Annotated in this window: 18 protein-coding genes and 1 tRNA gene; 13 read left to right on the top strand and 6 right to left on the bottom strand. The window is 38.4% G+C overall.

Features of this window, described 5'->3' with window-relative positions; translation table 11 throughout:
• Window positions 1–144 precede the first annotated feature (144 nt).
• Window positions 145–603, top strand: a complete 459-nt coding sequence (locus FJR09_RS16830) for a response regulator (RefSeq protein ID WP_148763928.1) — start codon at window positions 145–147, stop codon at window positions 601–603.
• A 3-nt stretch (window positions 604–606) separates the two neighbouring features.
• Here the strand turns inward: FJR09_RS16830 and FJR09_RS16825 are convergent, their stop codons facing one another.
• Window positions 607–1,725 (bottom strand): hybrid sensor histidine kinase/response regulator, encoded by a 1,119-nt coding sequence (locus FJR09_RS16825; protein WP_168652272.1) that lies wholly within the window; start codon window positions 1,723–1,725, stop codon window positions 607–609.
• 18 nt (window positions 1,726–1,743) lie between these two features.
• The gene (locus FJR09_RS16820; protein ID WP_168653224.1) at window positions 1,744–3,051 is read right to left on the bottom strand and encodes an ATP-binding protein; all 1,308 of its coding nucleotides are present in this window, start codon (window positions 3,049–3,051) and stop codon (window positions 1,744–1,746) included.
• 1,361 nt (window positions 3,052–4,412) lie between these two features.
• Here FJR09_RS16820 and FJR09_RS16815 point away from each other — a divergent pair.
• A complete protein-coding gene (locus FJR09_RS16815; RefSeq protein WP_015078446.1) occupies window positions 4,413–5,135 on the top strand; it encodes a response regulator transcription factor in 723 nt (240 codons plus the stop codon).
• Here the strand turns inward: FJR09_RS16815 and FJR09_RS16810 are convergent.
• Together FJR09_RS16810 and FJR09_RS16805 are read right to left on the bottom strand one after the other, a co-directional pair.
• Window positions 5,112–6,449 (bottom strand): lipid-A-disaccharide synthase-related protein, encoded by a 1,338-nt coding sequence (locus FJR09_RS16810; protein ID WP_015078445.1) that lies wholly within the window; start codon window positions 6,447–6,449, stop codon window positions 5,112–5,114. The two genes, FJR09_RS16815 and FJR09_RS16810, sit on opposite strands and share 24 nt — an antisense overlap.
• A gap of 110 nt (window positions 6,450–6,559) precedes the next feature.
• On the bottom strand, window positions 6,560–7,393 hold the full coding sequence (locus tag FJR09_RS16805; RefSeq protein WP_015078444.1) for a carbohydrate ABC transporter permease: 834 nt from the start codon (window positions 7,391–7,393) through the stop codon (window positions 6,560–6,562).
• 235 nt (window positions 7,394–7,628) lie between these two features.
• On the opposite strand from FJR09_RS16805, the gene FJR09_RS16800 reads away from it, so the two are divergent.
• From FJR09_RS16800 to FJR09_RS16790, 3 genes are read left to right on the top strand one after another with little or no spacing between them, the layout of a single operon-like run.
• On the top strand, window positions 7,629–8,465 hold the full coding sequence (locus FJR09_RS16800; RefSeq protein ID WP_041458202.1) for a D-alanyl-D-alanine carboxypeptidase family protein: 837 nt from the start codon (window positions 7,629–7,631) through the stop codon (window positions 8,463–8,465).
• Between the two features lie 8 nt (window positions 8,466–8,473).
• Window positions 8,474–8,689 carry a hypothetical protein gene (locus tag FJR09_RS16795; RefSeq protein WP_168654136.1) on the top strand — a complete coding sequence of 72 codons (216 nt, stop codon included), beginning with the start codon at window positions 8,474–8,476 and terminating at the stop codon, window positions 8,687–8,689.
• Between the two features lie 29 nt (window positions 8,690–8,718).
• Window positions 8,719–9,297 carry a TIGR04376 family protein gene (locus FJR09_RS16790; RefSeq protein ID WP_015078441.1) on the top strand — a complete coding sequence of 193 codons (579 nt, stop codon included), beginning with the start codon at window positions 8,719–8,721 and terminating at the stop codon, window positions 9,295–9,297.
• 371 nt (window positions 9,298–9,668) lie between these two features.
• Here FJR09_RS16790 and acsF read toward each other — a convergent pair whose 3' ends face one another.
• A complete protein-coding gene (gene acsF, locus FJR09_RS16785; protein ID WP_015078439.1) occupies window positions 9,669–10,745 on the bottom strand; it encodes a magnesium-protoporphyrin IX monomethyl ester (oxidative) cyclase in 1,077 nt (358 codons plus the stop codon).
• 607 nt (window positions 10,746–11,352) lie between these two features.
• Between acsF and FJR09_RS16775 the strand changes: the two genes are divergently transcribed.
• The 7 genes from FJR09_RS16775 to FJR09_RS16745 all read left to right on the top strand — a co-directional run bounded on the left by FJR09_RS16775 (window position 11,353) and on the right by FJR09_RS16745 (window position 18,849).
• The gene (locus FJR09_RS16775) at window positions 11,353–12,813 is read left to right on the top strand and encodes a TM0106 family RecB-like putative nuclease (RefSeq protein WP_015078438.1); all 1,461 of its coding nucleotides are present in this window, start codon (window positions 11,353–11,355) and stop codon (window positions 12,811–12,813) included.
• A 22-nt stretch (window positions 12,814–12,835) separates the two neighbouring features.
• Entirely contained in the window at window positions 12,836–14,017 is a 1,182-nt protein-coding gene (locus tag FJR09_RS16770) for an esterase-like activity of phytase family protein (protein WP_015078437.1), read from the top strand.
• A gap of 225 nt (window positions 14,018–14,242) precedes the next feature.
• Window positions 14,243–14,316: transfer RNA gene (locus FJR09_RS16765), tRNA-Asp, on the top strand.
• Between the two features lie 98 nt (window positions 14,317–14,414).
• The gene (gltX, locus tag FJR09_RS16760; RefSeq protein WP_168653722.1) at window positions 14,415–15,860 is read left to right on the top strand and encodes a glutamate--tRNA ligase; all 1,446 of its coding nucleotides are present in this window, start codon (window positions 14,415–14,417) and stop codon (window positions 15,858–15,860) included.
• Between the two features lie 139 nt (window positions 15,861–15,999).
• On the top strand, window positions 16,000–16,482 hold the full coding sequence (locus tag FJR09_RS16755) for a hypothetical protein (RefSeq protein ID WP_015078435.1): 483 nt from the start codon (window positions 16,000–16,002) through the stop codon (window positions 16,480–16,482).
• Between the two features lie 600 nt (window positions 16,483–17,082).
• Window positions 17,083–17,682: a Uma2 family endonuclease gene (locus FJR09_RS16750; protein WP_015078433.1), complete on the top strand. Its 600-nt coding sequence runs from the start codon at window positions 17,083–17,085 to the stop codon at window positions 17,680–17,682.
• 654 nt (window positions 17,683–18,336) lie between these two features.
• The gene (locus FJR09_RS16745) at window positions 18,337–18,849 is read left to right on the top strand and encodes a hypothetical protein (RefSeq protein ID WP_015078432.1); all 513 of its coding nucleotides are present in this window, start codon (window positions 18,337–18,339) and stop codon (window positions 18,847–18,849) included.
• Window positions 18,850–19,212: 363 nt separating this feature from the next.
• On the opposite strand, the gene FJR09_RS16735 is transcribed toward FJR09_RS16745, so the two are convergent.
• Window positions 19,213–19,431, bottom strand: coding sequence for a type II toxin-antitoxin system HicB family antitoxin (locus FJR09_RS16735; protein ID WP_015078431.1), 219 nt, complete (start codon window positions 19,429–19,431; stop codon window positions 19,213–19,215).
• 467 nt (window positions 19,432–19,898) lie between these two features.
• Here FJR09_RS16735 and ftsH2 point away from each other — a divergent pair, with 467 nt between their 5' ends.
• Window positions 19,899–21,785: an ATP-dependent zinc metalloprotease FtsH2 gene (gene ftsH2, locus FJR09_RS16730; RefSeq protein WP_041457570.1), complete on the top strand. Its 1,887-nt coding sequence runs from the start codon at window positions 19,899–19,901 to the stop codon at window positions 21,783–21,785.
• Window positions 21,786–21,989 lie beyond the last annotated feature (204 nt).

Raw genomic sequence — 21,989 nt, 5'->3', positions numbered from 1 at the left:
CACTTCCTCTTTTTTGCTGTTCTGGCTTTTGGCTGATAGCTGAATGCTTACAAATCGGTTGAGATAATAACCAATGAGGATTTACAAGTTTGTCTATTATGCCCAAAAAAACCACTACTCCCCATTAACTACTCTGGAGACGAGATGTATCTAGCGCATTCATTCATGAGTGATGAGAAACGGAAAAAACATCAACAGCCTTTAATTTTAGTGGTAGAAAATCATGATGATAGTCTACTGCTAATGGGTTATACCCTTGAGTTACTTGGTTGTCAGTCTATTTGTCAAAAAGAAAGTTCAAAAACAGTATTTATGGCGAAAGAACACCAACCTGATTTAATTTTATTAAATATTTTTTTACCAGGTATGAGTGGACTAGACGTTATTCGATATCTAAAGCAAGAATCATTAACTTGTCATATTCCCGTGGTTGCTGTTACTGTTTTAACTGGGAGTGAAGATAAACAACATATTCTAGAAGCAAAGTTTGATGATTACATCACTAAACCTTATATGATTGAGGAATTGGCAGCAATTATCTACCGATTACTAGGTAGAAAATTTGAGCTATGCTCAACTTTAGAAGTGCAGCACATTCATTAATAATTATTCAGTGATTTTAGGTAATTTGACTGTGAATATACTACCTTTACCCAGTTCGGAGAAAAGTTCTATTTTACCTCTGTGTGCTTCAGCAATCCGGCTGGAAAGGTGTAGTCCTAAACCACTACCTGATCTTTTATTCTGGCCTTGGTGAAAGCGCTCAAAAATTGTTCCCTGATCTTCTGCCGCAATGCCATAACCTGTATCTTGAACTTCGATGACTATTTCACTAAGATGATTGATTGGGGATAAGGTTTCAAAAATGCGAATTTCTATACTACCTGTATCAGTAAATTTGATCGCATTACCAATTAAATTATTAAACACTCGTCGTAATTCTAAGCGATCGCCGTTAACTATGCCCCCATTATTTCCAGTTGGGCTTAATTCATGGGTATCCAATTTTAAAATTAAGTTTTTCTCCTGTGCTAGGGGAGTTAGTTCACTGACTACTTCAGCCGCAATTGTTGTTAAGTTACATGATTCAAAGTTGAGGGTTTTTTTCCCAGCCTCAAAACGGTAAACTTCTAGCAATGTATTTACCATTTCCAGAAGATTTTGATTACTGCGAATCATCACATGAATCGGTTGTTTCATTTCTGAAGGAATCTGACCAAAGACTTCTTGCAGAAATAAATTTAGCATTCGATCAGCGGCTACTAGGGGAGTACGTAAATCATGGGTGAGACGAGAAACAAAGTCTTCTCGCTGTAGTGTCATTTTTCGTTGTTCGTCAATACTGTGCTTTAATCTTAACAGCGATCGCACTCTTGCTAATAGTTCTTCTGTCTCAAAGGGTTTACAAATAAAATCATCAGCACCAACATCTAAACCTTTAACAACGCTAGATTCGTTATAAGCTGTCAGGAGTAAGATCGGAATATAGTTGATTTCGGGATTATTCCGAATCCGTAGTGTAACTTCATAACCATCTATTCCCGGCATCATCACATCTAAAATAATCAAATCCGGTGGTAATTCTGCTACTTTGTCTAAAGCTGCTTGACCATTGGTAGCTGAATCAACATGATATCCCTCACTTTCTAAAAGTGTTCTCACTACATCGAGATTATCTTGGACATCATCAACAGACAAAATTCGGTCTTTTTTTAAATTAGACATAGTTAACTTCTTGGTAATCTACAACCTGATATGAGGATAATTCATTGCAGCTTTGTTCGGGGAATATACAGAATGAAAATGATGCTGATGAGAACTAAAAACTACATTACCTAAATCTGCTGCTAAATTGATTCTTCGGGGTAATTCTATTTTAAACGTTGAACCCACTCCTAATTGACTTTCAACACATATTTTTCCTCCCATTATCCCCACTAGTGAATCAATAATAGCCAAACCCAAACCTGTCCCTGAATATTTACGGCTGATACCTTGATCAATTTGATGAAATGCTGCAAAAATGTTTTGAAAATCTTGAGAAGCAATCCCAATTCCTGTATCTTTAACAGTTATTGTAACTTGATTTTTAGGTGTTTCTCGAATTTCTACCCAAATATTGCCAGATTCTGTAAATTTAACAGCATTGGTCAGTAAATTAGTTAAAATTTGCCGTAATCGGGCTGCATCATTAAATACTGATGTATTCTCTAAGTCTGTTTTGACTAACAAAGATAACTTTTTGGCCTCAGCTAAGGGGCGGATTTCTGTAACTACGTTACTAACAACTGCTGATAAATCCAATATTTCTGGCTTTAGTGCTAATTTCCCAGATTCTAGCTGAGAAAAATCCAGAATTTCATTGATCTTGATCAGTAACTCTTTACCATTATTGAGAATTTTCTCTACCATGACCAGTTGTTGATCTGTCAATTCACCAAATTTAGGACGTAATAGAATCTGTGAAAATCCAATAATCGCATTCATGGGAGTTCTTAGTTCATGGGATATGGTGGCTAAAAATAGTGATTTTAAACTGGATGCTTCCAAAATATTGAGGTTTTGTTCTTGAATATGCTGCTGCTGTGCTGTGAATTCTTTCTGCTGTAAAATTAGCTGTTCACGACTTTCTTTAAGCTGTTGATTTGCTAAATTTAGCTGCATTTCCGTATGGTGAATACGAATTGCACTGCGTAACATTTGAGCTATGGTTTCTGGAGATAATTTAGACTTAATAAAATACTCGGTAGCACCTAATTTTATCCACTCTTGGGCTATTTTTTCATCTCCTGAATCTATGAGAATTACTAAAGGAACTTTAATCCCTGAAGATTGTAATTTATGAATTAATGTTAAGCTGTCTTGATTTGGTAAGTGATAGTCGAGAAATATGCAATCATAGTGATTATGGATTAGGGCAAAGAAGGCTTGACTCCCATCCTTAACTTCATCAATTTCCATCTTAATACCTGTTTTAGTCAGAGCTAAACTTACTATTAAGCCGTCTACCTGATCATTTTCTACAACTAAAATTTTTAGCGGTTCTTCCATCGGTTTTTCTTTTTGCTGTTAAATACAGATTTATGTTCAGCATTTCTGTTTTTACAGTCTCTAGATTGTACAAATAATCAACATGATTTTTTGCTGAATTAGCAGATTTATTCCCAAATAAAATAAAATACTTTATCCAGTTAAAAACATTGTAAATTACTAATTCATTAACTGTCCTCACCCATTAGTGAGAGTTGCATGGAAACATTATGTACCATTAGCGTAAGTATTTAAACTTAAAGAGTAGGAATAATTGCTAAATAAGGATCACTTACCTCCTGCGGATGAATTGGTTTTTAGAGCAGGTAAGTAGGTGAACGGAAAAAAACCGTAGACGCGGAGCGGCTTCTCGAAGAGTAATATGTAACGAAAAGTAAAATCGCCCAAACCCTCTTCACTCTTGCCTCTGGTTACTGAGCGAAGTCGAAGTATTGCCTCTTGCCTAGTGCCATAACGACGATTTTCAATGCTAACCTACTTAGTTGCAAAGCTGACTTAATCAGCTTTTTAACCTACTTAATTTTTGATTTTTGACCTCCGCATTGCGGAACTGCCGTGTTGAGTCCATTGTAAATTTGGTGATCATGGTGTAACTGTAATTTTTCTGATTTGTCTCAATAATCTCATTTGTTTTGGGAAAAATATCTATATGTCTTTAGCTAGATTTTTGCATCTATTGAAATTCAAAAATCAATTATTCATTATTCCTATTGGTAGATGTTTAATGGTTCACAGATCGTATATGCTCAAGGTTGGGTAAATTGAATACAATTCTTAAAAAACAAAACCTTCTGTCTATTAGCACTACTTCAGAGGTAGTCTAATTATCATGGGTGTAATAGTCAGTAACTCAGCCCTAAAGGGACTGAGCTTGTAATTTATTACAAGCTGTACTGACCAGTCTAAGTCTTCACTGACTACGTTTTTTGAGTCACGACACCCTGGAATGCGAAGCTAGTTCCCTGCTCTGTCATTTGCAATTAAACAGTTTTAAAGTCACTGAAACAGTGTTGCAAGTCTAAAAAGCTCTTAAAACATTGACGAAGCTAACATCACCCCGAAAGGGAGGCTCTTCGGAGCAACACATTATGCGTACAGAGTTGGGAAATTTGAATCGGTAATTGTCCCGTTGAAAGTACACCACAAAAGTACCCCGAATTTCTTAACTCCAAGGCGGTAATGAAAAAATATTCAAAGCGGTTAAAACCGTGGTCAGTGAGCAGTTCGACAAGCTCACTGTAACACTTGTCGAACTGCCCGTGCCGTGGCTGGTGAGCCATATCGATAGCGTAGCGTGGCGTTAGCCATACCATCCCTCTCAGGGCTAAAGCCGCTGAGTTTCCCACTTACCGGGTATTCTTATGAGTGAGATTAGTATTCTATTAATTGAAGATCACGATTTAACCCGCATGGGACTCAAAACTGAATTGCAGTCACACAGCGGCTTTAAGGTGATTGGTGAGGCAGCCAATGCGACTCAAGGACTAAAACTTTTAGAAACAATCAAGCCAAATGTGGCTGTGATAGATATTGGTTTACCTGATATGAGTGGAATTGAGCTAACGCGTAAATTTAGACGTTATCAGACAGAAACGGGACAATTTCAGACGAAAATTTTGATTTTGACGATGAATAATACTGAAGATGCAGTTCTAGCGGCTTTTGCGGCGGGAGCAGATTCTTATTATATGAAGGAAACAAGTATTAATAAATTTACTGAAGCTGTAGAAGCAACTTTTCATGGTAATTCTTGGATTGATCCAGCGATCGCTAGTGTCGTATTACGGAAAATGCGTCAAGGTGTCCCCGGTGATCATCAATCATTGGACAAGCCAAAAACTGTAAAAATCGAAGCTCTGGAAATAGAATATGAACAAGTTTTAGAAACTTATCCCCTCACCCAAAGGGAACTGGAAATTTTAGAATTGATTGTGGGTGGTTGCAGCAATGGCCAAATCGCCGAAAAATTATATATTACTGTAGGTACAGTAAAAACTCATGTTCGCAATATCTTAAATAAACTCTGTGCTGATGATCGAACCCAAGCAGCCGTGCGGGCTTTACGTTCTGGGTTGGTAGTTTAATTTTTCCTGCAAACATTCTGCAATCCGTTGTGCTGCACCTGCACGTCCCATGCGCTGCAACCCATTTTCAGCAATCTCATGTAAGAGGTCAGGATTTTTGAGTAGAGATTGGATAGCGGGGAGAACTTGTGATGGTTGGTTGACGAGGGTGAGAGATATTCCTAAAAGCCGACTTTGAGCTTCTGCAAAAGCGGGGTTGTATTGAGGTCCATGACCAGAAATAGCGATCGCTGGTTTTCCCAAACCGATGAATTGTTCTGTTGCTGTTCCAGCCATAGCGATCGCCAGATCACCTAAATGTAAGCATTCATTATAGGCTTGTTGGGTCAGGATAAAATAAGCATTTTTTTGGTTAAAAGTCAAGCTATCAGGGTCAGAAATTGCTAAAGGAGATTGATCACACCGTCGCCAACCTTGAATGTGTAAAGTTTGGGATAAAATACTACAATCTAAACCAGGAGCGATCGCCCCTAAAAAAATCATCGTCCCCGCAGCCCGAAAGATGGAATCTGGTTGTCGTAAACTAGCCGTCAGCGCAGATACAGCAATCATGATGATTTCCCAATTGTTGTAAGCTTCCGGCGCACGAGAACCGGGTAACAGAGTCACAATCAAAGGCCGAATCACTTCTTCGAGTTCAGCATCAGGACGATAAAACTGTTGTGCGGTAAAAATCTTCTGCAAACCATCCATCATGGGATTCCCCACATCCACAGCGGGAATTCGCCATTTTTTGAGAATTTCCGTAGTCAGAGCATCTCTAGGAAACACAGCCCGACAACGGCCACGACTCATCAACCATCTTTCCCAAGGATGGTAAATTGAACCAGAAAAATTTTCCCACCATGCGGACTTTGATTTTCTCGGTAATAATCCCGCTTCATCGCGCACATAGTATTCTGATTTAGCAGTACCTACAAAGGCATAATTAGCACCACTCACTGCTGCAAACAACAGGGGAACAATATCCCCCACCGCTAGAATAGCTTTGGGATTACCTAACTTGGTTTGTGAACTTACCCAACTGCGGATAGATTGAATTTGATTAAGAGTCAACTGCACCAACCCACCCCGCAGATCGCGCATTAATTCGCGGCTATCCATATAGATAAAACCACCAGAAGGCATAGTCTGCACCTTACCAATCATAGAAATGTCTATTTGTTGATAAGCACGTCCTTCACCTACTATTGGTAAAGCAAAAATATCTGGTGGAGAAGATAATTGTTGTAGAGCCTGGATAATCCGAACAGCAATGATATCTTCTCCGTGACCATTGCTTAAGACTAATAACTGTAAACGAGAATTGGTCATTGATTTTTAAAATACGCTTTAATGGCATAGGTATCACTTGTCAATGTAATAGGACAAGGAATAATAATTCGCTCTAAATCTAAATTTAAGCTCTTTGTTTATCGGCATTTTTAGCCCTTGACTCCACTCCCTGTATCCGTAGGAACAATATATTTTTGTAGAAACAAAAACAATAATAGCACTGGAGTAATAGAAATTACTGAACCAGCAGCTACCAACCGCCAATCTAAAGAAAATGTTCCCGCTAACTTAGCTACCCCCAAGGGTAAAGTATATAAACTTTCATCTTGGATGACAATTAAAGGCCACAAAAAGTCACTCCAAGCACCAATAAAGACAAAGATAGCCAAAGTAATCAGCGCTGGACGAATGGCAGGTAGCATGATGTGCCACCACAATCCTAACTCAGAACTACCATCTAAACGAGCCGCTTCTTCAATTTCCTTTGGCACACCTATTAGAGCCTGCCGTAATAAAAATATACCAAAGGCAGATGCCAAACTAGGAAAAATTATTCCTAAGTAACTATTTCTCAACCCTAGTTGCACTGTCAAAATATATAAAGGAATCATGACAATTTGGAAGGGAATCATAATTGTGGAGACAATGGCTATGAAAATCCCATTTCTGCCCACAAATGATAGTCTGGACAAGGGATAAGCCGCTAAGGAACAAAACAACAAATTTAAACCAACTGTTAATACTGATACTAGGATACTGTTGTATAAATAAGTTGCGAATGGTAAAAATTGCCAAACTTTAGAGAAGTTTTCTAGTGTTGGCTGACTAGGTAATAATTGGGGTGGTGACTGCCAAATATTTTCCGTTGGTGATTTTAGTGCTGTGCTGATTAACCATAACAATGGAAACAGCATCACGATAGCGATCGCACTGAGTATGCTATAAATAATTAAAGTTTGGATGCGGGAGTTTTTTAACTTCATATTTTGTTAAAAATGATTAAGTGTAAAGGTTGTTAATATAACTATTTGTAACCTAACAAATAAACTTTATCCTATAATTATACACACTAATTTTACCTCAAGTGACAAAAAACCAGATCCCTGACTTCTTGAAGAAGTTGGGGATATGAGTCCTGACATTGTGTCTTAATAACATAAATTCTAGGAAATTGTGGGATATGATGAAATCGAAATTTTCAAAATAAGTAATATTTTTATGAAACCAATTCTGCAAATAGCAGCATTTGTAACTATAATTATTTTTGTGAGTGTTACCTTGGTTTCTGTCCATAAAGTTTTTCGAGATCAGTTAATAATAACTCCCCAAATTGCCAAGGAATGTTTAACTAATTCCAGCTTACCTTGTGACAATTCAAAGTCATCTATAAATATACCATTTATTCCCGATCAGAAATTAGATGATCAACAACGGTTTTTAGCAACAATTGCCCAAAAAATCCCCACAATTCCCCAGGATGATACTTTTGAATATACTTTACTACGTTCCTATGGAACAGTATTTATTAATCAAGAGTCAGGAATTAATTTACCACAAAAAGTGATTTTAGATAACGAATCAGAAACAAAATCTTTTCAGAAGACAATGAGTATAGCTTTAGTAGATGGCACTCAAGAATGTTATTTACAAAAAACCGCAGCAGCAGCTTTAAATAAGGCGAAAAGTTTAGAAAATATTCCCCTTAAATCAGGTTATGCTGGTGATTGTCTTCGCAATTTTGCCACTAATTTAAGATTTTGGAATAAATACGCAAATAGTGAAACATTAGCAAGAGTCAAAGCCGGAAAAGAAACAAAAATTCTCGGTTTAGTTGCACCCCCCGGTACGTCACAACATCTGTGGGGATTAGCAATTGATTTACAAGTATCAACATCAACCCAAAGACAGGCTTTAAATGAAAATGGTTGGTTTCAAACTGTAGTTAGTGATCTTCCCCATTGGACTTATTTAAGCCAGAGTGAAGATGATTTACCCAAATTTGGATTACAACAAAAAACTATCCAAGGAATTAAATATTGGGTAACACCAATTTAATTTGTTAGTTGTTAGTAGGGGCGAAGCATTTGGAAGATAAATTATCGGTCATTGCCAAAAATAGTTCTCCAAATGCTTCGCCCGTACAGTTGTTAGTAGGGGCGAAGCATTTGGAAGATAAATTATCGGTCATTGCCAAAAATAGTTCTCCAAATGCTTCGCCCGTACAGTTGTCAGTTGTTAGGAGAAAGAAGGAAATTTCCCTGTTCTCTGTTATAAAATAGTCATATATCTGATAGTTGGAGTTTTAACAGTGAGTTTATTTGATGATTTAAGTCGGTTTTTAGAAAGTCGTTTAGAAGAGTTCTTGCGGAATAACCCTCATTTAGAGTTAGAAGCACTTTTAGAACAACTGCGGGAACAAGAAGAAGATACATTAAAGTTAATTGCCGAGTTACAATTGCAAGAGAAGCGATCGCAAGATGAAATTCTCAGCACAGCCCAAGAAATCCAAAAATGGCATATTCGGATTCAAAAAGCCCAAGCCGCAGGTAGACAAGACTTAGCCACCCCAGCCCAAGAACGAGAAGCAGCCCTACTGCGAGAAGGAAATCAAATGTGGGGACAAATGCAAGGTTTAAAAGAACGCATTAACCAGTCCCAAGAACTACTTCGCAAAATTCAACAACGTCGTCAAGAAGTACAAACAAAAGCAGCCGAAGCACAAACAGCCAGAACCAAAGCACAAACCCAGCAAAGATTAAAAACTGAAACTCCTGGCTGGAATACTGCTGCTAATTCTCACAGTAATTTTGACGACTTAGAAAATACATTTCGCAATTGGGAAACTCAAGACGAATTAGAAAAACTCAAACGCAAGATGGGAAAATAATTGAGAGAATGTCAGTTGTCAGTTGTTTAAAACACAACTCACTTGTGCTTTTAATCCTGACTCCTACTATATCACCGTTTTGTTTTTCTGACCAAACTAATTTAAAATTCCCATCTAACCGCCGTTCAAACTCTCAATATTCATCAGCAATTAGAGAACCAATAGCAAGTAAAGATTTTGCCCCTTGACGGATTTGCCATTTATTTTTGGAAAGATTGAATTGTTGTAAACTTACAAACAAGTCCTTACTTAAACTTAGGACTCTTCCCTTTGCGTCTTTGCTCCTTAGCGTCTTTGCGCGAAACAAAATAGAAACAAAAAAAGTGGTTCTGTCCAAGACAAAACCACCTCAAACAAAAATCAAACTCAAATTAACGAGCTTGACCGTGAGCAGAAGCCGCATCAATAGGCTTCATCAGATACAATTGTAATAACTGCCAACCATGAGATAGATAGATTGGAAGTTTTTGGAAGAATTGCAGGAATTTAGGCGTATTAGAGCTAGAAATTGCTGCCAATTTTTCGTTATTCTGGACGCAAACATCTAAACGCTCATAAAATACTGGATTCTCAACATCCAACATAACTGGGAAGACTCTACCAGCGGTTTCATTGGTCTTCTTAATTACATGAATGTCGTACTCACGCGCATTCAAGCCCAAGGAAGCGTAGAAATCCTTGCGTTGAATATCATTGAGATACATAGTTGCAAATACTGACAACAGGAAGAAGCGACTCCATAGTTTAGCTCTCCAGTCATTCAACATTTGTGGCTGCGCTCTCATAACCGCATCAAAAAAATCACCGTGACGGTTTTCATCCTGACACCAGTTCTCAAAAAAGTTAAAAATTGGATAAATTTGATCTTCAGGATGGGCTTCTAAATGACGATAAATAGTGATATAGCGCCAATAACCAATCTTTTCAGAAAGATAGGTCGCGTAGAAGATGAATTTGGGCTTAAAGAACGTATAACTACGACTCTTAGTCAAAAACCCTAAATCTAAAGAAAGATTAAAGTCTGACATAGCTTTGTTCAAGAACCCAGCGTGACGGGCTTCATCCCGTGACATCAGGTTAAAGCCTTCAGCTAAAAGAGGGCTTTTATCCTTTAAGCGCCGACCGAGTTCTTTGTATAACAAGAAGCCGGAAAACTCTGCTGTACAAGAACGTTCGAGAAATTCAACGAACAATTTGCGAGTTTCTCCGTCAATAGAGTCCCAAGATTTTTCAAACTGAGCATCCCGAACAAAGTGATGGCGGTTGTAGTCAATGCGGAATTCTGCAATAATGGCTTCCAATTCCTCTTCATTGACGGAAAGATCCATCCGTGCCATTTCATCGAAATCGGTTGTGTAAAACCTTGGTGTTAAAAGGGTTTCCTTAGCAGGGGACTTAATTCCAGAACGGATTTCGTCAAAGCCTGGTTTTCTGAGGGATTCTACCATGTTTTGATTTGCTCTTTTATCTTTCTTTTCTTGATGACACCAGAAAGCTGATTCTATGCTCTCACAAGGTGCAGGGAACAAAAATTATAATTTTGTATGAAATTCAGTGTAGCAATATCTAGCCCAAAAATCAGCAGATCAATGATTAATAGTTGCAAAAATCCACAAAAAACGATTTCCACTTGATTTAGGTCTGATGAGGATAATGGGTTTGATGCCGTGTTTGAGGAGCGAAACGTTAAATTAGCCAAAACCCAGGAAAATCATGTAAGCTGGGAAAATAACTGTTTGTCAGTTATAATTTCGCTTTCCTACAGTGCCAGCTAAAAAACCTGAATATATTAAACATATAGTTTGAAAACCTCGTATGTTCAATACCAACGAATTATCAAGCCATTATTGCTGGGGCTGGTAATATAGTCTGGGAAAATATCGCCAACAGTGATGTTTTATACTATAATGTTGAAAATTCTGTACTGGTTACTCTGGTGGGACATAATGTTTTTGTTATTGAACATGAAAAATCACAATCAGGATTACAGTATTTGGCTGAACAATGCAATTCTTAACTGTCCTGTAATTTCTGAATTATTGTTAGCTTAAAAGGATGTTAATTAATGCTCAACTTTTACTACAATTTCAACGCTGTGAGCGGCGACCTTTTTTAGATGTTCACGGTGATTATCTTCAGCGGGAGATTCCCAATGAGTTAGTCCTGAAGGTACAACAGGACAAAATTGCTCATCATCAGCGAATAGTCAAAAAGTTAAGTTACTATGAACCTGATTATCTGTCACGGGATTGGGAAGCAGGAGCAGCATCAACTCTAGAACTGATGCAGCAAGGGGTGAGTTATATTCGTCGTGGTGTAATATTAACTAGCTACCGTGAAAAATATACTTTGCTGAGTCGCCCAGATTTACTGGTCAAACAGCCGGGAAAATCTCGGTTTGGGAATTGGAACTATGTCCCAGTTAATATTGAATTGGGTAAACGTCCCAAGCAAGAATATCAAGTAGTTATTGCTTTTCACGCCCAAGTTTTAGCCACGGTTCAGGATGTGATTCTCAGTAAAGCCGGGCTGATATTGCGGGATAAAGATAAAACTTATGTGGTGGATTTAGATAAATGGACACCACAAATGTTGAATATTTTAGAGGAATATATTCAAGTTATTGAGTCGGTGGAAGCACCAGAAATTTTTATTTCTCGGCAAAAATGTAGTCTTTGTCCTTGGTATAATTATTGTCATGCCAAAGCGAGATATCAAGAACACCTTTCTCTGTTACCAGGTGTAACACCGATTCGCTATACTCAACTGCAAAATCTAGCTATTACTACTTTAGAAGCACTGGCACAGACCCATCCTAGCACTTTAGAAAACTTGACAGGATTTGATAGTAATGTAGCTGCTAAATTAGTTATTCAAGCCCAATCTGTATTCACCAAACAACCATTAATTATTGCAAATTCCTTTTCTTTAGAATATCTAACTTTTACAGCCCCCATTGAACTTTATTTTGATATTGAAGCCCAACCAGATTTAAATTTAAATTATCTTTTAGGTGTTTTAGTGGTGGATAGAGTCGCTAATACCGAACAATTTTATGCTTTTTTAGCGGAACAACCCGAACAAGAACCACTAATTTGGCAACAATTTCTGAATTTAGTTAATCAATATCCTCAAGCCCCAATTTATCATTTTTGTGCTTATGAAGTAGATACAGTCAAACGCCTTGGTAAATTGTATCGCACACCTTATGCCCAAATTCATCCCATCCTGAATCGGTTTATTGATATCTATGAACAATTAATTCAAAGTGTGGCTTTACCAATAGATAGTTATGCCTTAAAAACTATTGCTCGTTGGCTAGGATTTGAATGGCGTGAACAACAAGCCAATGGTGCTAAATGTATTTACTGGTATGATAAGTGGTTAGAAACAGGCGATCGCACCTTATTAGCAATCATTCAAGACTACAACGAAGATGACTGTCGCGCCACCCGTACTGTCAAAGATTGGCTAGTTAGCTTTTTTGAGGCTGAATCGGGTAATATTACCTTATAAAAAATTTTACTCCAGTTCTTCTATGCCACGTCTCCCAAAACCTCGGAAACTATCCCTAATTCTCATCTTTATAATTCCACTAATTCTGATTGGTTTTCTGTTTAATAATTTCGCTTCTGCCTCTTCAATAATCGAAAGTATAGAATTTATTGGCCAAGCTACATTACCCACAGGTTTAATTTTCCAAAAAACCGAAGTTGGTGGGTTATCGGGAATAACTTATGATGTCAGAAATAACCTATATTATGCAATATCAGATGACAGAGGGCAAAAAGCAACACCTCGTTTTTATACTTTCACAATTGACCTCAGCAAAGGTAAATTAACCAACAACGATGTTATTCCCGTAGGTGTCACAAACTTATTAAATACCAGCAATCAACCATTCCCTCCCAATACCACTGATACAGAAGGAATTGCTATCACCAATCAAGATACCATATTTGTTTCCTCTGAAGGTGATGTAGACAAACTTATCAATCCCTTTATTAAAGAATTTGCGCTGGCTTCTGGAAAAACAATTAGTACCCTACCCATACCAGATAAATTTTTACCAGATTCCCAAAAGCAAAAAGGCATCCGTAACAACTTAGCCTTTGAAAGTCTCACCATTACACCTAATCAAAAATTCTTATTTACAGCCACCGAAAACGCCTTAATTCAAGATGGACCAGCGGCTAAATCCGGTGTTGGTACTTCCTCTCGAATTTTAGAATATAACCTCTTAACCAAGCAGCCAGAACGGGAATTTCTCTATCAAACAGAACCAGTTACATCTTTGTTTAATCCTACTGGTAAATTTGCCAGTGGCTTACCAGATTTACTAGCACTCAATAATCAAGGAAACTTTCTCAGTATAGAAAGAAGTTTCACCGGTTTGGGATTTACAGTTTTTGTATTTGAGATTTCCTTAGAAAACGCCACAGACATTCATAATTTTGACAGCATTGCCAAAATTGACCCTGATAAAATCAAGCCAGTAGAGAAAAAACTCCTGTTAGATCTACGAACTTTAGATGTATCATTAGATAATATTGAGGGATTGACCTTGGGTGCAAAATTACCCGACGGACAACCATCACTAATTTTAATCAGCGACAATAATTTTAATGGACTACAACAAACCCAAATTTTAGCCTTTAAGCTGAAAATCGAATCTCCATTGACTAGATTATTACGCCGCTTAAAAATACCTAACTTTTAAAAATAATGGTTCTAAGTAAGTAGACGAAAATAAATCAAAGTAGATTAAGTAATGTAAAAAATCTGGAGATGATTTCGTAGTAAGGGCTTCAGCCCTCAAATGAGGAATAAATTCCTCTCTTTCTCCATGAGCAAATTCCCTGCAAAAATATTTTTTCTCAGACTACTTGACAAATAGAAAAAGACTAGGCATAATAGAGAGAGTGCAAGTTCAAACCGAACTCGAGGGACTGTAGTTCAATTGGTTAGAGCACCGCCCTGTCACGGCGGAAGTTGCGGGTTCGAGCCCCGTCAGTCCCGTTCTAAAATGCTGAATATTGAATAACGAGTTGATTAAAAATGCTCATACCTTTAATTTCAGTAGGTGTAATCATGATTTGTAAAAGAGAGAATCAACTGTGACCGTCAGAGTCCGCATAGCTCCGAGTCCTACGGGAAATCTACATATTGGTACAGCGAGAACTGCTGTATTTAACTATTTGTTTGCTCGTCACCATGATGGCAATTTTATTTTAAGAATCGAAGATACAGATTTAGAGCGATCGCGTCCTGAATACACAGATAATATTCTAGCTGGACTCCGCTGGTTAGGATTGAATTGGGATGAAGGTCCATTTTTCCAATCTCAACGCCTTCATCTTTACAAAGAAGCGGTGCAAAAATTACTAGATCAAGGATTAGCTTACCGCTGCTACACCACATCTGAAGAATTAGACGCTTTGAGAGAAGGGCAAAAAGCCAGAGGAGAAGCACCCCGCTATGATAACCGTCACCGTCACCTCACCCCAGAACAAAGGGCTGAATTTGAAGCTCAAGGACGTTCTTCTGTAATTCGTTTCCAAATCGCCGATAGCCGGGAAATTGTCTGGAATGACTTAGTCCGGGGGAAAATGAGTTGGCGGGGTAGCGATTTGGGTGGTGATATGGTGATTGCTCGCGCTGCTAGTGATGGTACAGGTCAACCACTATATAATTTTGTGGTGGTTGTGGATGACATTGATATGCAAATTACTCATGTCATTCGTGGTGAAGACCATATCGCCAATACTGCTAAACAAATCCTGCTGTATGAAGCTTTGGGGGCGAAGATTCCCGAATTTGCTCATACACCTTTGATTTTGAATCAAGAAGGGCGCAAATTATCGAAGCGGGATGGAGTAACTTCCATTTGTGACTTTGAGGAAATGGGCTTTACTGCGGAAGGTTTAGTTAATTATATGACTTTGCTGGGATGGTCGCCAGCGGATTCTACTCAAGAAATATTTGATTTAGAATCAGCAGCTAAGGATTTTTGCTTTGAGCGGGTAAATAAAGCTGGTGCTAAATTTGACTGGGATAAATTGGATTGGTTAAATAGCCAATATCTCCATAATATGCCAATTGATAAGCTGACAGATTTAGTTATTCCCTATTGGGAAAAAGCTGGTTGTCAATTTACAGGTGGGAGAGAACGGACTTGGTTAGAGCAGCTAGTGGGGTTAATTGCTGCTAGTTTGACTCGATTGGTGGATGCGGTGGAGATGACCAAAGTATTTTTTACTGATGGGGTAGAATTGACTGAAGAAGGCAGTCAACAACTACAGCAAGAGGGTGTCAAGACTGTACTGCAAGCAATTATTACAGCTTTAGAAAGTCAGCCAGAGTTGTCAGCAGATATTGCCCAAAGTATTATTAAGCAAGTTGTGAAATCGGAAAATGTGAAAAAAGGCTTAGTCATGCGATCGCTCAGAGCAGGATTAACTGGGGATGTACATGGACCAGATTTAATTCAGTCTTGGTTACTGTTAAATCAGATTGGTTTAGATAAAGCCCGTTTAAATCAAGCAATTAGCAGCAAACCCTAAGTCATGGGTAATGGGTAGGAGTTCTCGTTAATTTTGAATTTTGAATTTCCTCCTGCGGTACTCAAGTCTTTTCTCCAAAGGAACTTGAGACCTAAGATTGATGTCTTTATAAGATATCTAGGAATCTTCTCTAATTGCAATGTCAAAAACAGCTTTTCCTACAGGAATCATAGTTGTACTCTGCGTTACAGCCGGGTTTAATCCAGTGGCTCATGCTCAAACAGCCGCGCCAATTTTTGGAGATGCGACTATTCAACATCCATTATCTTCAGATCCCTTGATATTGAGAGGAATGAGTGGTGGTGCAATACCGGGGAGCAAAATAGCAGGAAAAGCAGAAACACCACCAACAGGACCATGTAAAGGATTTATGGATGAAGCACCAGACCATACTGTGAAACTCACCAGTAAATTTGACTACCTGAAATTAGTAGTCCAAAGTCCTGCGGATACCACCATGATTGTTAAAGGACCCGGTGGAACTTGGTGCAATGATGATTTTGACGGTAAAAACCCCGGTATTGTTGGGGAATGGCTACCAGGTACTTATCAAATTTGGATTGGTTCTTACAAGGAAAATGAATCCCTACCTTATACCTTGAAAATTACGGAAGGTAAGTAAATGATTAGACATCTTGTGAGAATTAAATGTGTGTGACTTGAAACCCTTGTAGAGAAGTGACCTGGGTAGGGATTCTCGGCTCTACAATATTTTCGGAGATGTCTAAGTAGGTTAGCGTTAAAAATTGGTAATTTCTGTACTAGATTTTCACAAACACATTGCTAAAATTGATGTTTCCAGTCTGTATCCCAGCATTATGTTTAAATAATTATAGCAATCCTAAGAGGTTGTTTGAAAAGTATTATATGAAACCCATAATCTCCAAAAACCTAACCCCCCTCCCCCCCTTCCGTACAAGGGAATGGGGGTTTTAAAGCCTCTCCCCTGGTAGGGGAGAGGTTTGGAGAGGGGTCTGTTTACACATTAAAAACTTTTAAAACATCCTCTAATTGAAGCACGAGAAAATACGATTTACAAGATTAGGGAAAACCTAGATTTGTAGGGGTTTAGCAGTGCTAAACCCCTACCGATGGAATCGAACGATTAAGCCGTTTTGAGGATAATGATGTCAATAAATTATAAATTAGTGTGAGAAGTCGGGGATCTGTTAATTAAGTATATAATCATTGATATAGCGTTTCATCTGGGGAGTTAAATCTAATGACACAAGCTGCAATCACAAATTTAGAATTAATTCAACCTTTAGCTAATCATCAGGCTTTAACAGATGAGCAATTTATGTTATTGCAAGAAAATGATAATCTTTATGAATATGTGAATGGAGAGCTAATTATAGTCGCAAATTCAGGTGTAGAACATGGCTACTTAGCTCTAACTCTTGGATATTTTTTAACAGGCTTTGTGCGTGATCATAAACTCGGAATAACTTGTGATTCTAGCACTGCTTTTAAAATGAAAACTGGTAACAAAAGATCACCCGATCTTGCTTTTGTTTCTAAGGAAAGATTGCCAGGTTTAAAGCGATTACCCAAAGGTTTTTTTGATGGCGCTCCTGATTTAGCTGTAGAAATTATTTCTCCTAATAATACTTTTGAAGAAATTCATAATAAATTAGTAGAATATTTTGAAAATGGCACTCGTTTAGCATGGGTAATATTGCCAGATGAAGAATGTGTATTAGTTTATCGCAAACCTAAGCCATCCCAGCTTTTGCAATTGGAAGATAGTCTTGATGGAGAAGATGTTATTCCTAATTTTAATTTGCCTTTGATAGAGTTATTTCAAGAATTATCTTTTTAGATATAGATTCTCAACTATGCAGCATTTAGACAGTTTAGATTTTGCCAGTAAAATTAAAGAATTAATTGATAATCTCAGAGGTTGTTTGAAAACTTGATTGCTGAAATTATTCCTAAATGTAAATATTTGAAACATTCATAATTTCTTACTTCTTTAAACAGGTCTTTATACTCTGCACAATATTCATCTATAGGACTCCTATTTGATTTTTGAACAAAACTCGGTACACCTTCATATTCTCAAATCCTCTTGCCTCTTGCCTTCCTACGCAGGAAAATTCAAGAATCAAACCGGAGTCCTTGTCATTTATTCGCTCTGAACTTATTTCCATCTTTTCATTCCCCTTCCCCTCAACTCCCCTGATAATAACCTACTCCTCTCCCGCTTCAATGCTTCTTTCTCTATGTAAAAAACAAAATCTCTGTCTTCCTTTTCCTTCCAAGTTTTAATTCTTTTTCTCTATTCAAAATGAGCGAACGGACAGATAGCATTTTCTCTGTACAACTCGAAAGTTTTTCGTATCGGTTTGTACGATACAGACTAATATTTCACTGATTGAGTTAAGTCTGGATCAAAAAACTGATCTTCTGTTACAATTGGTGGCGATTAAACTCTAACTAAACAATTTACGGTCATCTAAGAGGTCTTTATTTTATGGACGAACTTAATAAACAACTGAGTGCTTTTGGCATTTCTCCTGAAGAAATTTCAAAACAACTTTCCTCTATGGGAATTTCTTTCGACGAGATCGCTAAAAAGACAGCTTCTATCGGTGTTCCTAGTATCATTCTTGCTGTAGCATTCACCTCTTTTGGGGGTACGGGTCTAACCGTTACTCTTGCCACTGCTTTAGCGGGTTCAATTGGTGTTATCGGAGACAATTTGACGGGTTACGGAATCGAGATGATTCTTACTACTGTTTATGTTGAGCGTCGCAAAACGGAAGCGGAAGAAGCCCTTTACAGGGAAATTGATATTCTACCCCTTACCGATGCGTTAAAAATTAAGCTAAAAAGTCAACTTGCTCAGGTGAAAGTTACTGATAATACTACGGACAATATTTCTACTGAGAATAGTGCCAATGGTAGCACTAATCAAAATAGCGATCGCTGCCAGGTTGAAGAAACCCAGAGAGAACCCCAACAGGTTATGGCCGTTGCTAAATAATCATCCATTTACTGCATTCTCTAGGGAACACCAAAAAATAAATTACCCAATTTTGTGGGATGGGCATACTTCGACAGGCTCAGTACAAGTCCTGCCCGTCCTTGATGATTAGCGGGCAATTCGTCCCGCACCACAAGAAATTTTTGGGTATTTTTTTAATTGGAAGTCCCTTATTGTGTTCACCTACTTATTCGGCATTTAAGTTTTTAAGAATTTTCTGGGCTAAAAATTCCTTAATTTCTATATGTCTTGGTACAGCCTCAATGACACCTGTTTGAGGATTAATCCATAAAGAATCAGAACCACCTTCTCGTTTTAGGTAACAACCTGCTTATCTTAACTTTTTTTCTAATTCTTTACGTTTCATGGAATTAAAATAGTCTCTTCTATCGCATCTTCTGTGATTCCCCTGCGGATATGTGCCATAGGATCTTCAATAATCAATTGAATAGCAAGTTTCAAGTTTTCTTTCGCTTCCTCAATGGTTTCACCTTGACCATTAGCACCAGAAATTTCTGGACAAATTGCCCAGTATCCTCCTTCCGTTGCTCTCTCAATGATGGCTGTTAACTCTGCTTTCATAACAATTTTCACAAGAAGTCTACTAGATTTTAAACGATGATTAGTTACAAGATCAGCGATGACACTATCACCCAGCACGAAAAATCTCTCTAAAACTCTTACCTTCGCTTCTTCGCTTCTTAGTGGTTCATTTTTCGTAACCTCTGCGTTGTATTAAGCTTTGAAGCATGAATAATATAAATGAATTTGGTGATCCTGTGCAGTCCGGCATAAAATTAGTAATAGAGATAGCAAAATATAAATTAGCCCCAAATCCTTACTGGGTCTGATTTTGGGAATATTTAACTTTTAATTTTTAATTTTTAATTGGTATTAGTATGAGAATTAGGTTAAATTTAATTAAGATTCTAGACAAACTTCATGAATCTGCCATAAGCAAACCGACGTTTTATGGCTCAAATTACAAAATGGATTTATAAACATCCGTTACAAAAGCAGTCATATTAGTATCTAAAGGCAAATTAAAGATGAAATTCTCCTGGAGAGTCGTAGCACTTTGGTCAGTGCTGGCTTTGGTAATCGGCTTTTTCTTCTGGCAAGGGGCTTTTGCAGGCGCTCCTGCGGACACAGGCAAAAATGCCGCCAATACCCGTATGACCTATGGGCGCTTTTTGGAATACTTGGATGCAGACCGCGTTACCAATGTGGATTTATACGATGGTGGTAGAACCGCAATTATCGAAGCTAATGACCAAGACATCGAAAATCGCACCCAACGCTGGCGGGTAGATTTGCCCGTGAATGCTCCTGAATTAATTCAAAAGCTCAAAGAAAAGCAAGTCAGTTTTGATGCCCATCCCATCCGCAATGATGGGGCAATCTGGGGACTTTTGGGTAATTTAATTTTCCCAGTTTTATTGATTACTGGCTTGTTCTTTTTGTTCCGGCGCTCTAATAATCTTCCCGGTGGTCCTGGACAAGCGATGAATTTCGGCAAGTCCCGCGCTCGTTTCCAAATGGAAGCGAAAACAGGGGTGAAGTTTGACGATGTAGCGGGAATTGAAGAAGCTAAGGAAGAATTACAAGAAGTTGTTACTTTCCTCAAACAACCTGAGAAATTTACTGCTGTGGGCGCTCGCATTCCCAAGGGTGTACTATTGGTTGGACCTCCAGGAACTGGTAAAACTTTACTGGCAAAAGCCATTGCGGGTGAAGCTGGTGTACCTTTCTTCTCTATCTCCGGTTCGGAATTTGTGGAAATGTTTGTGGGTGTGGGTGCTTCCCGTGTCCGTGACTTGTTTAAGAAAGCGAAAGATAACGCTCCTTGTATTATCTTTATTGATGAAATTGACGCGGTGGGTCGTCAACGGGGTGCGGGTATTGGTGGTGGGAATGATGAACGGGAACAAACCCTCAACCAATTATTAACAGAAATGGATGGGTTTGAAGGCAATACTGGCATTATTATTATTGCTGCTACTAACCGTCCTGATGTCCTAGATGCCGCTTTATTACGTCCTGGTCGTTTTGATAGACAAGTAACTGTAGATGCACCGGATATTAAAGGCCGTTTGGAAGTATTACAAGTTCATGCTAGAAATAAGAAATTAGATCCTAGCGTATCTTTGGAAGCGATCGCTCGCCGGACTCCTGGATTTACCGGTGCAGATTTAGCTAACCTCCTCAATGAAGCCGCGATTCTCACAGCGAGAAGACGCAAGGAAGGCATCACTTTACTAGAAATTGATGATGCTGTTGATCGGGTAGTTGCTGGTATGGAAGGTACTCCCCTGGTGGATAGCAAGAGTAAGCGGTTGATTGCTTACCATGAAATCGGCCATGCTTTGGTCGGGACTTTACTCAAAGACCATGACCCGGTACAAAAAGTGACTCTGATTCCCAGAGGACAAGCCCAGGGTTTAACTTGGTTTATGCCTAATGAAGAACAAGGTTTAATTAGCCGTTCTCAGCTAAAGGCTAGAATTACAGGGGCTTTAGGTGGTCGGGCTGCTGAAGAGGTAATTTTTGGCCGTGCAGAAGTTACAACTGGCGCTGGTGGAGATTTACAGCAGTTGTCAGGAATGGCACGACAAATGGTAACACGGTTCGGAATGTCTGATTTAGGTCCTTTATCTCTGGAAAGCCAGCAGGGTGAAGTGTTCCTCGGTCGTGACTGGACAACCCGTTCCGAGTATTCCGAAGCGATCGCTTGTCGCATTGATGCCCAAGTGAGAATGATTGTGGAAGAATGCTATAGCAACGCTAAGAATATCATGCGTGATCATCGCAGTCTCGCAGATCGTTTGGTTGATTTGTTGATTGAAAAAGAAACCATTAATGGTGACGAACTTAGGCAAATTGTGGCTGAGTACGCGGAAGTACCTGATAAATCTCAGTTTGCACCTATGCTGTAAGGGTTGATTTTGCATCAATCAGATCCCCGACTTCTTGAAGAAGTCGGGGATCTTGTCGTTTTATTTATTATTATCGCAAGATAGTTCTTCCTTATCAACCTCATGATAACATTTTTAAAATTGTTTGTCAATACCATAAATCTCTTTTTTGGGTTGGCGTTTTTGCGCTTTTTGGCGAAACATGATGGGGTGATTATGTTTATG

The organism is Dolichospermum sp. UHCC 0406 (genome assembly GCF_009712025.1).
In the GTDB taxonomy this organism is placed as follows: domain Bacteria; phylum Cyanobacteriota; class Cyanobacteriia; order Cyanobacteriales; family Nostocaceae; genus Dolichospermum; species Dolichospermum lemmermannii.
This window is presented reverse-complemented; position numbering and strand designations above follow the sequence as displayed.

Coding starts and splice junctions, on each gene's coding strand:
- FJR09_RS16800 (WP_041458202.1), top strand. CDS start 7,629: ATGAAACCAATTCTGCAAATAGCAGCATTTGTAACTATAATTATTTTT.
- ftsH2 (WP_041457570.1), top strand. CDS start 19,899: ATGAAATTCTCCTGGAGAGTCGTAGCACTTTGGTCAGTGCTGGCTTTG.
- FJR09_RS16745 (WP_015078432.1), top strand. CDS start 18,337: ATGGACGAACTTAATAAACAACTGAGTGCTTTTGGCATTTCTCCTGAA.
- FJR09_RS16810 (WP_015078445.1), bottom strand. CDS start 6,449: ATGACCAATTCTCGTTTACAGTTATTAGTCTTAAGCAATGGTCACGGA.
- FJR09_RS16805 (WP_015078444.1), bottom strand. CDS start 7,393: ATGAAGTTAAAAAACTCCCGCATCCAAACTTTAATTATTTATAGCATA.
- FJR09_RS16775 (WP_015078438.1), top strand. CDS start 11,353: ATGTTAATTAATGCTCAACTTTTACTACAATTTCAACGCTGTGAGCGG.
- FJR09_RS16735 (WP_015078431.1), bottom strand. CDS start 19,431: ATGAAAGCAGAGTTAACAGCCATCATTGAGAGAGCAACGGAAGGAGGA.
- FJR09_RS16755 (WP_015078435.1), top strand. CDS start 16,000: ATGTCAAAAACAGCTTTTCCTACAGGAATCATAGTTGTACTCTGCGTT.
- acsF (WP_015078439.1), bottom strand. CDS start 10,745: ATGGTAGAATCCCTCAGAAAACCAGGCTTTGACGAAATCCGTTCTGGA.
- FJR09_RS16825 (WP_168652272.1), bottom strand. CDS start 1,725: ATGTCTAATTTAAAAAAAGACCGAATTTTGTCTGTTGATGATGTCCAA.
- FJR09_RS16820 (WP_168653224.1), bottom strand. CDS start 3,051: ATGGAAGAACCGCTAAAAATTTTAGTTGTAGAAAATGATCAGGTAGAC.
- FJR09_RS16815 (WP_015078446.1), top strand. CDS start 4,413: ATGAGTGAGATTAGTATTCTATTAATTGAAGATCACGATTTAACCCGC.
- FJR09_RS16830 (WP_148763928.1), top strand. CDS start 145: ATGTATCTAGCGCATTCATTCATGAGTGATGAGAAACGGAAAAAACAT.
- FJR09_RS16770 (WP_015078437.1), top strand. CDS start 12,836: ATGCCACGTCTCCCAAAACCTCGGAAACTATCCCTAATTCTCATCTTT.
- FJR09_RS16750 (WP_015078433.1), top strand. CDS start 17,083: ATGACACAAGCTGCAATCACAAATTTAGAATTAATTCAACCTTTAGCT.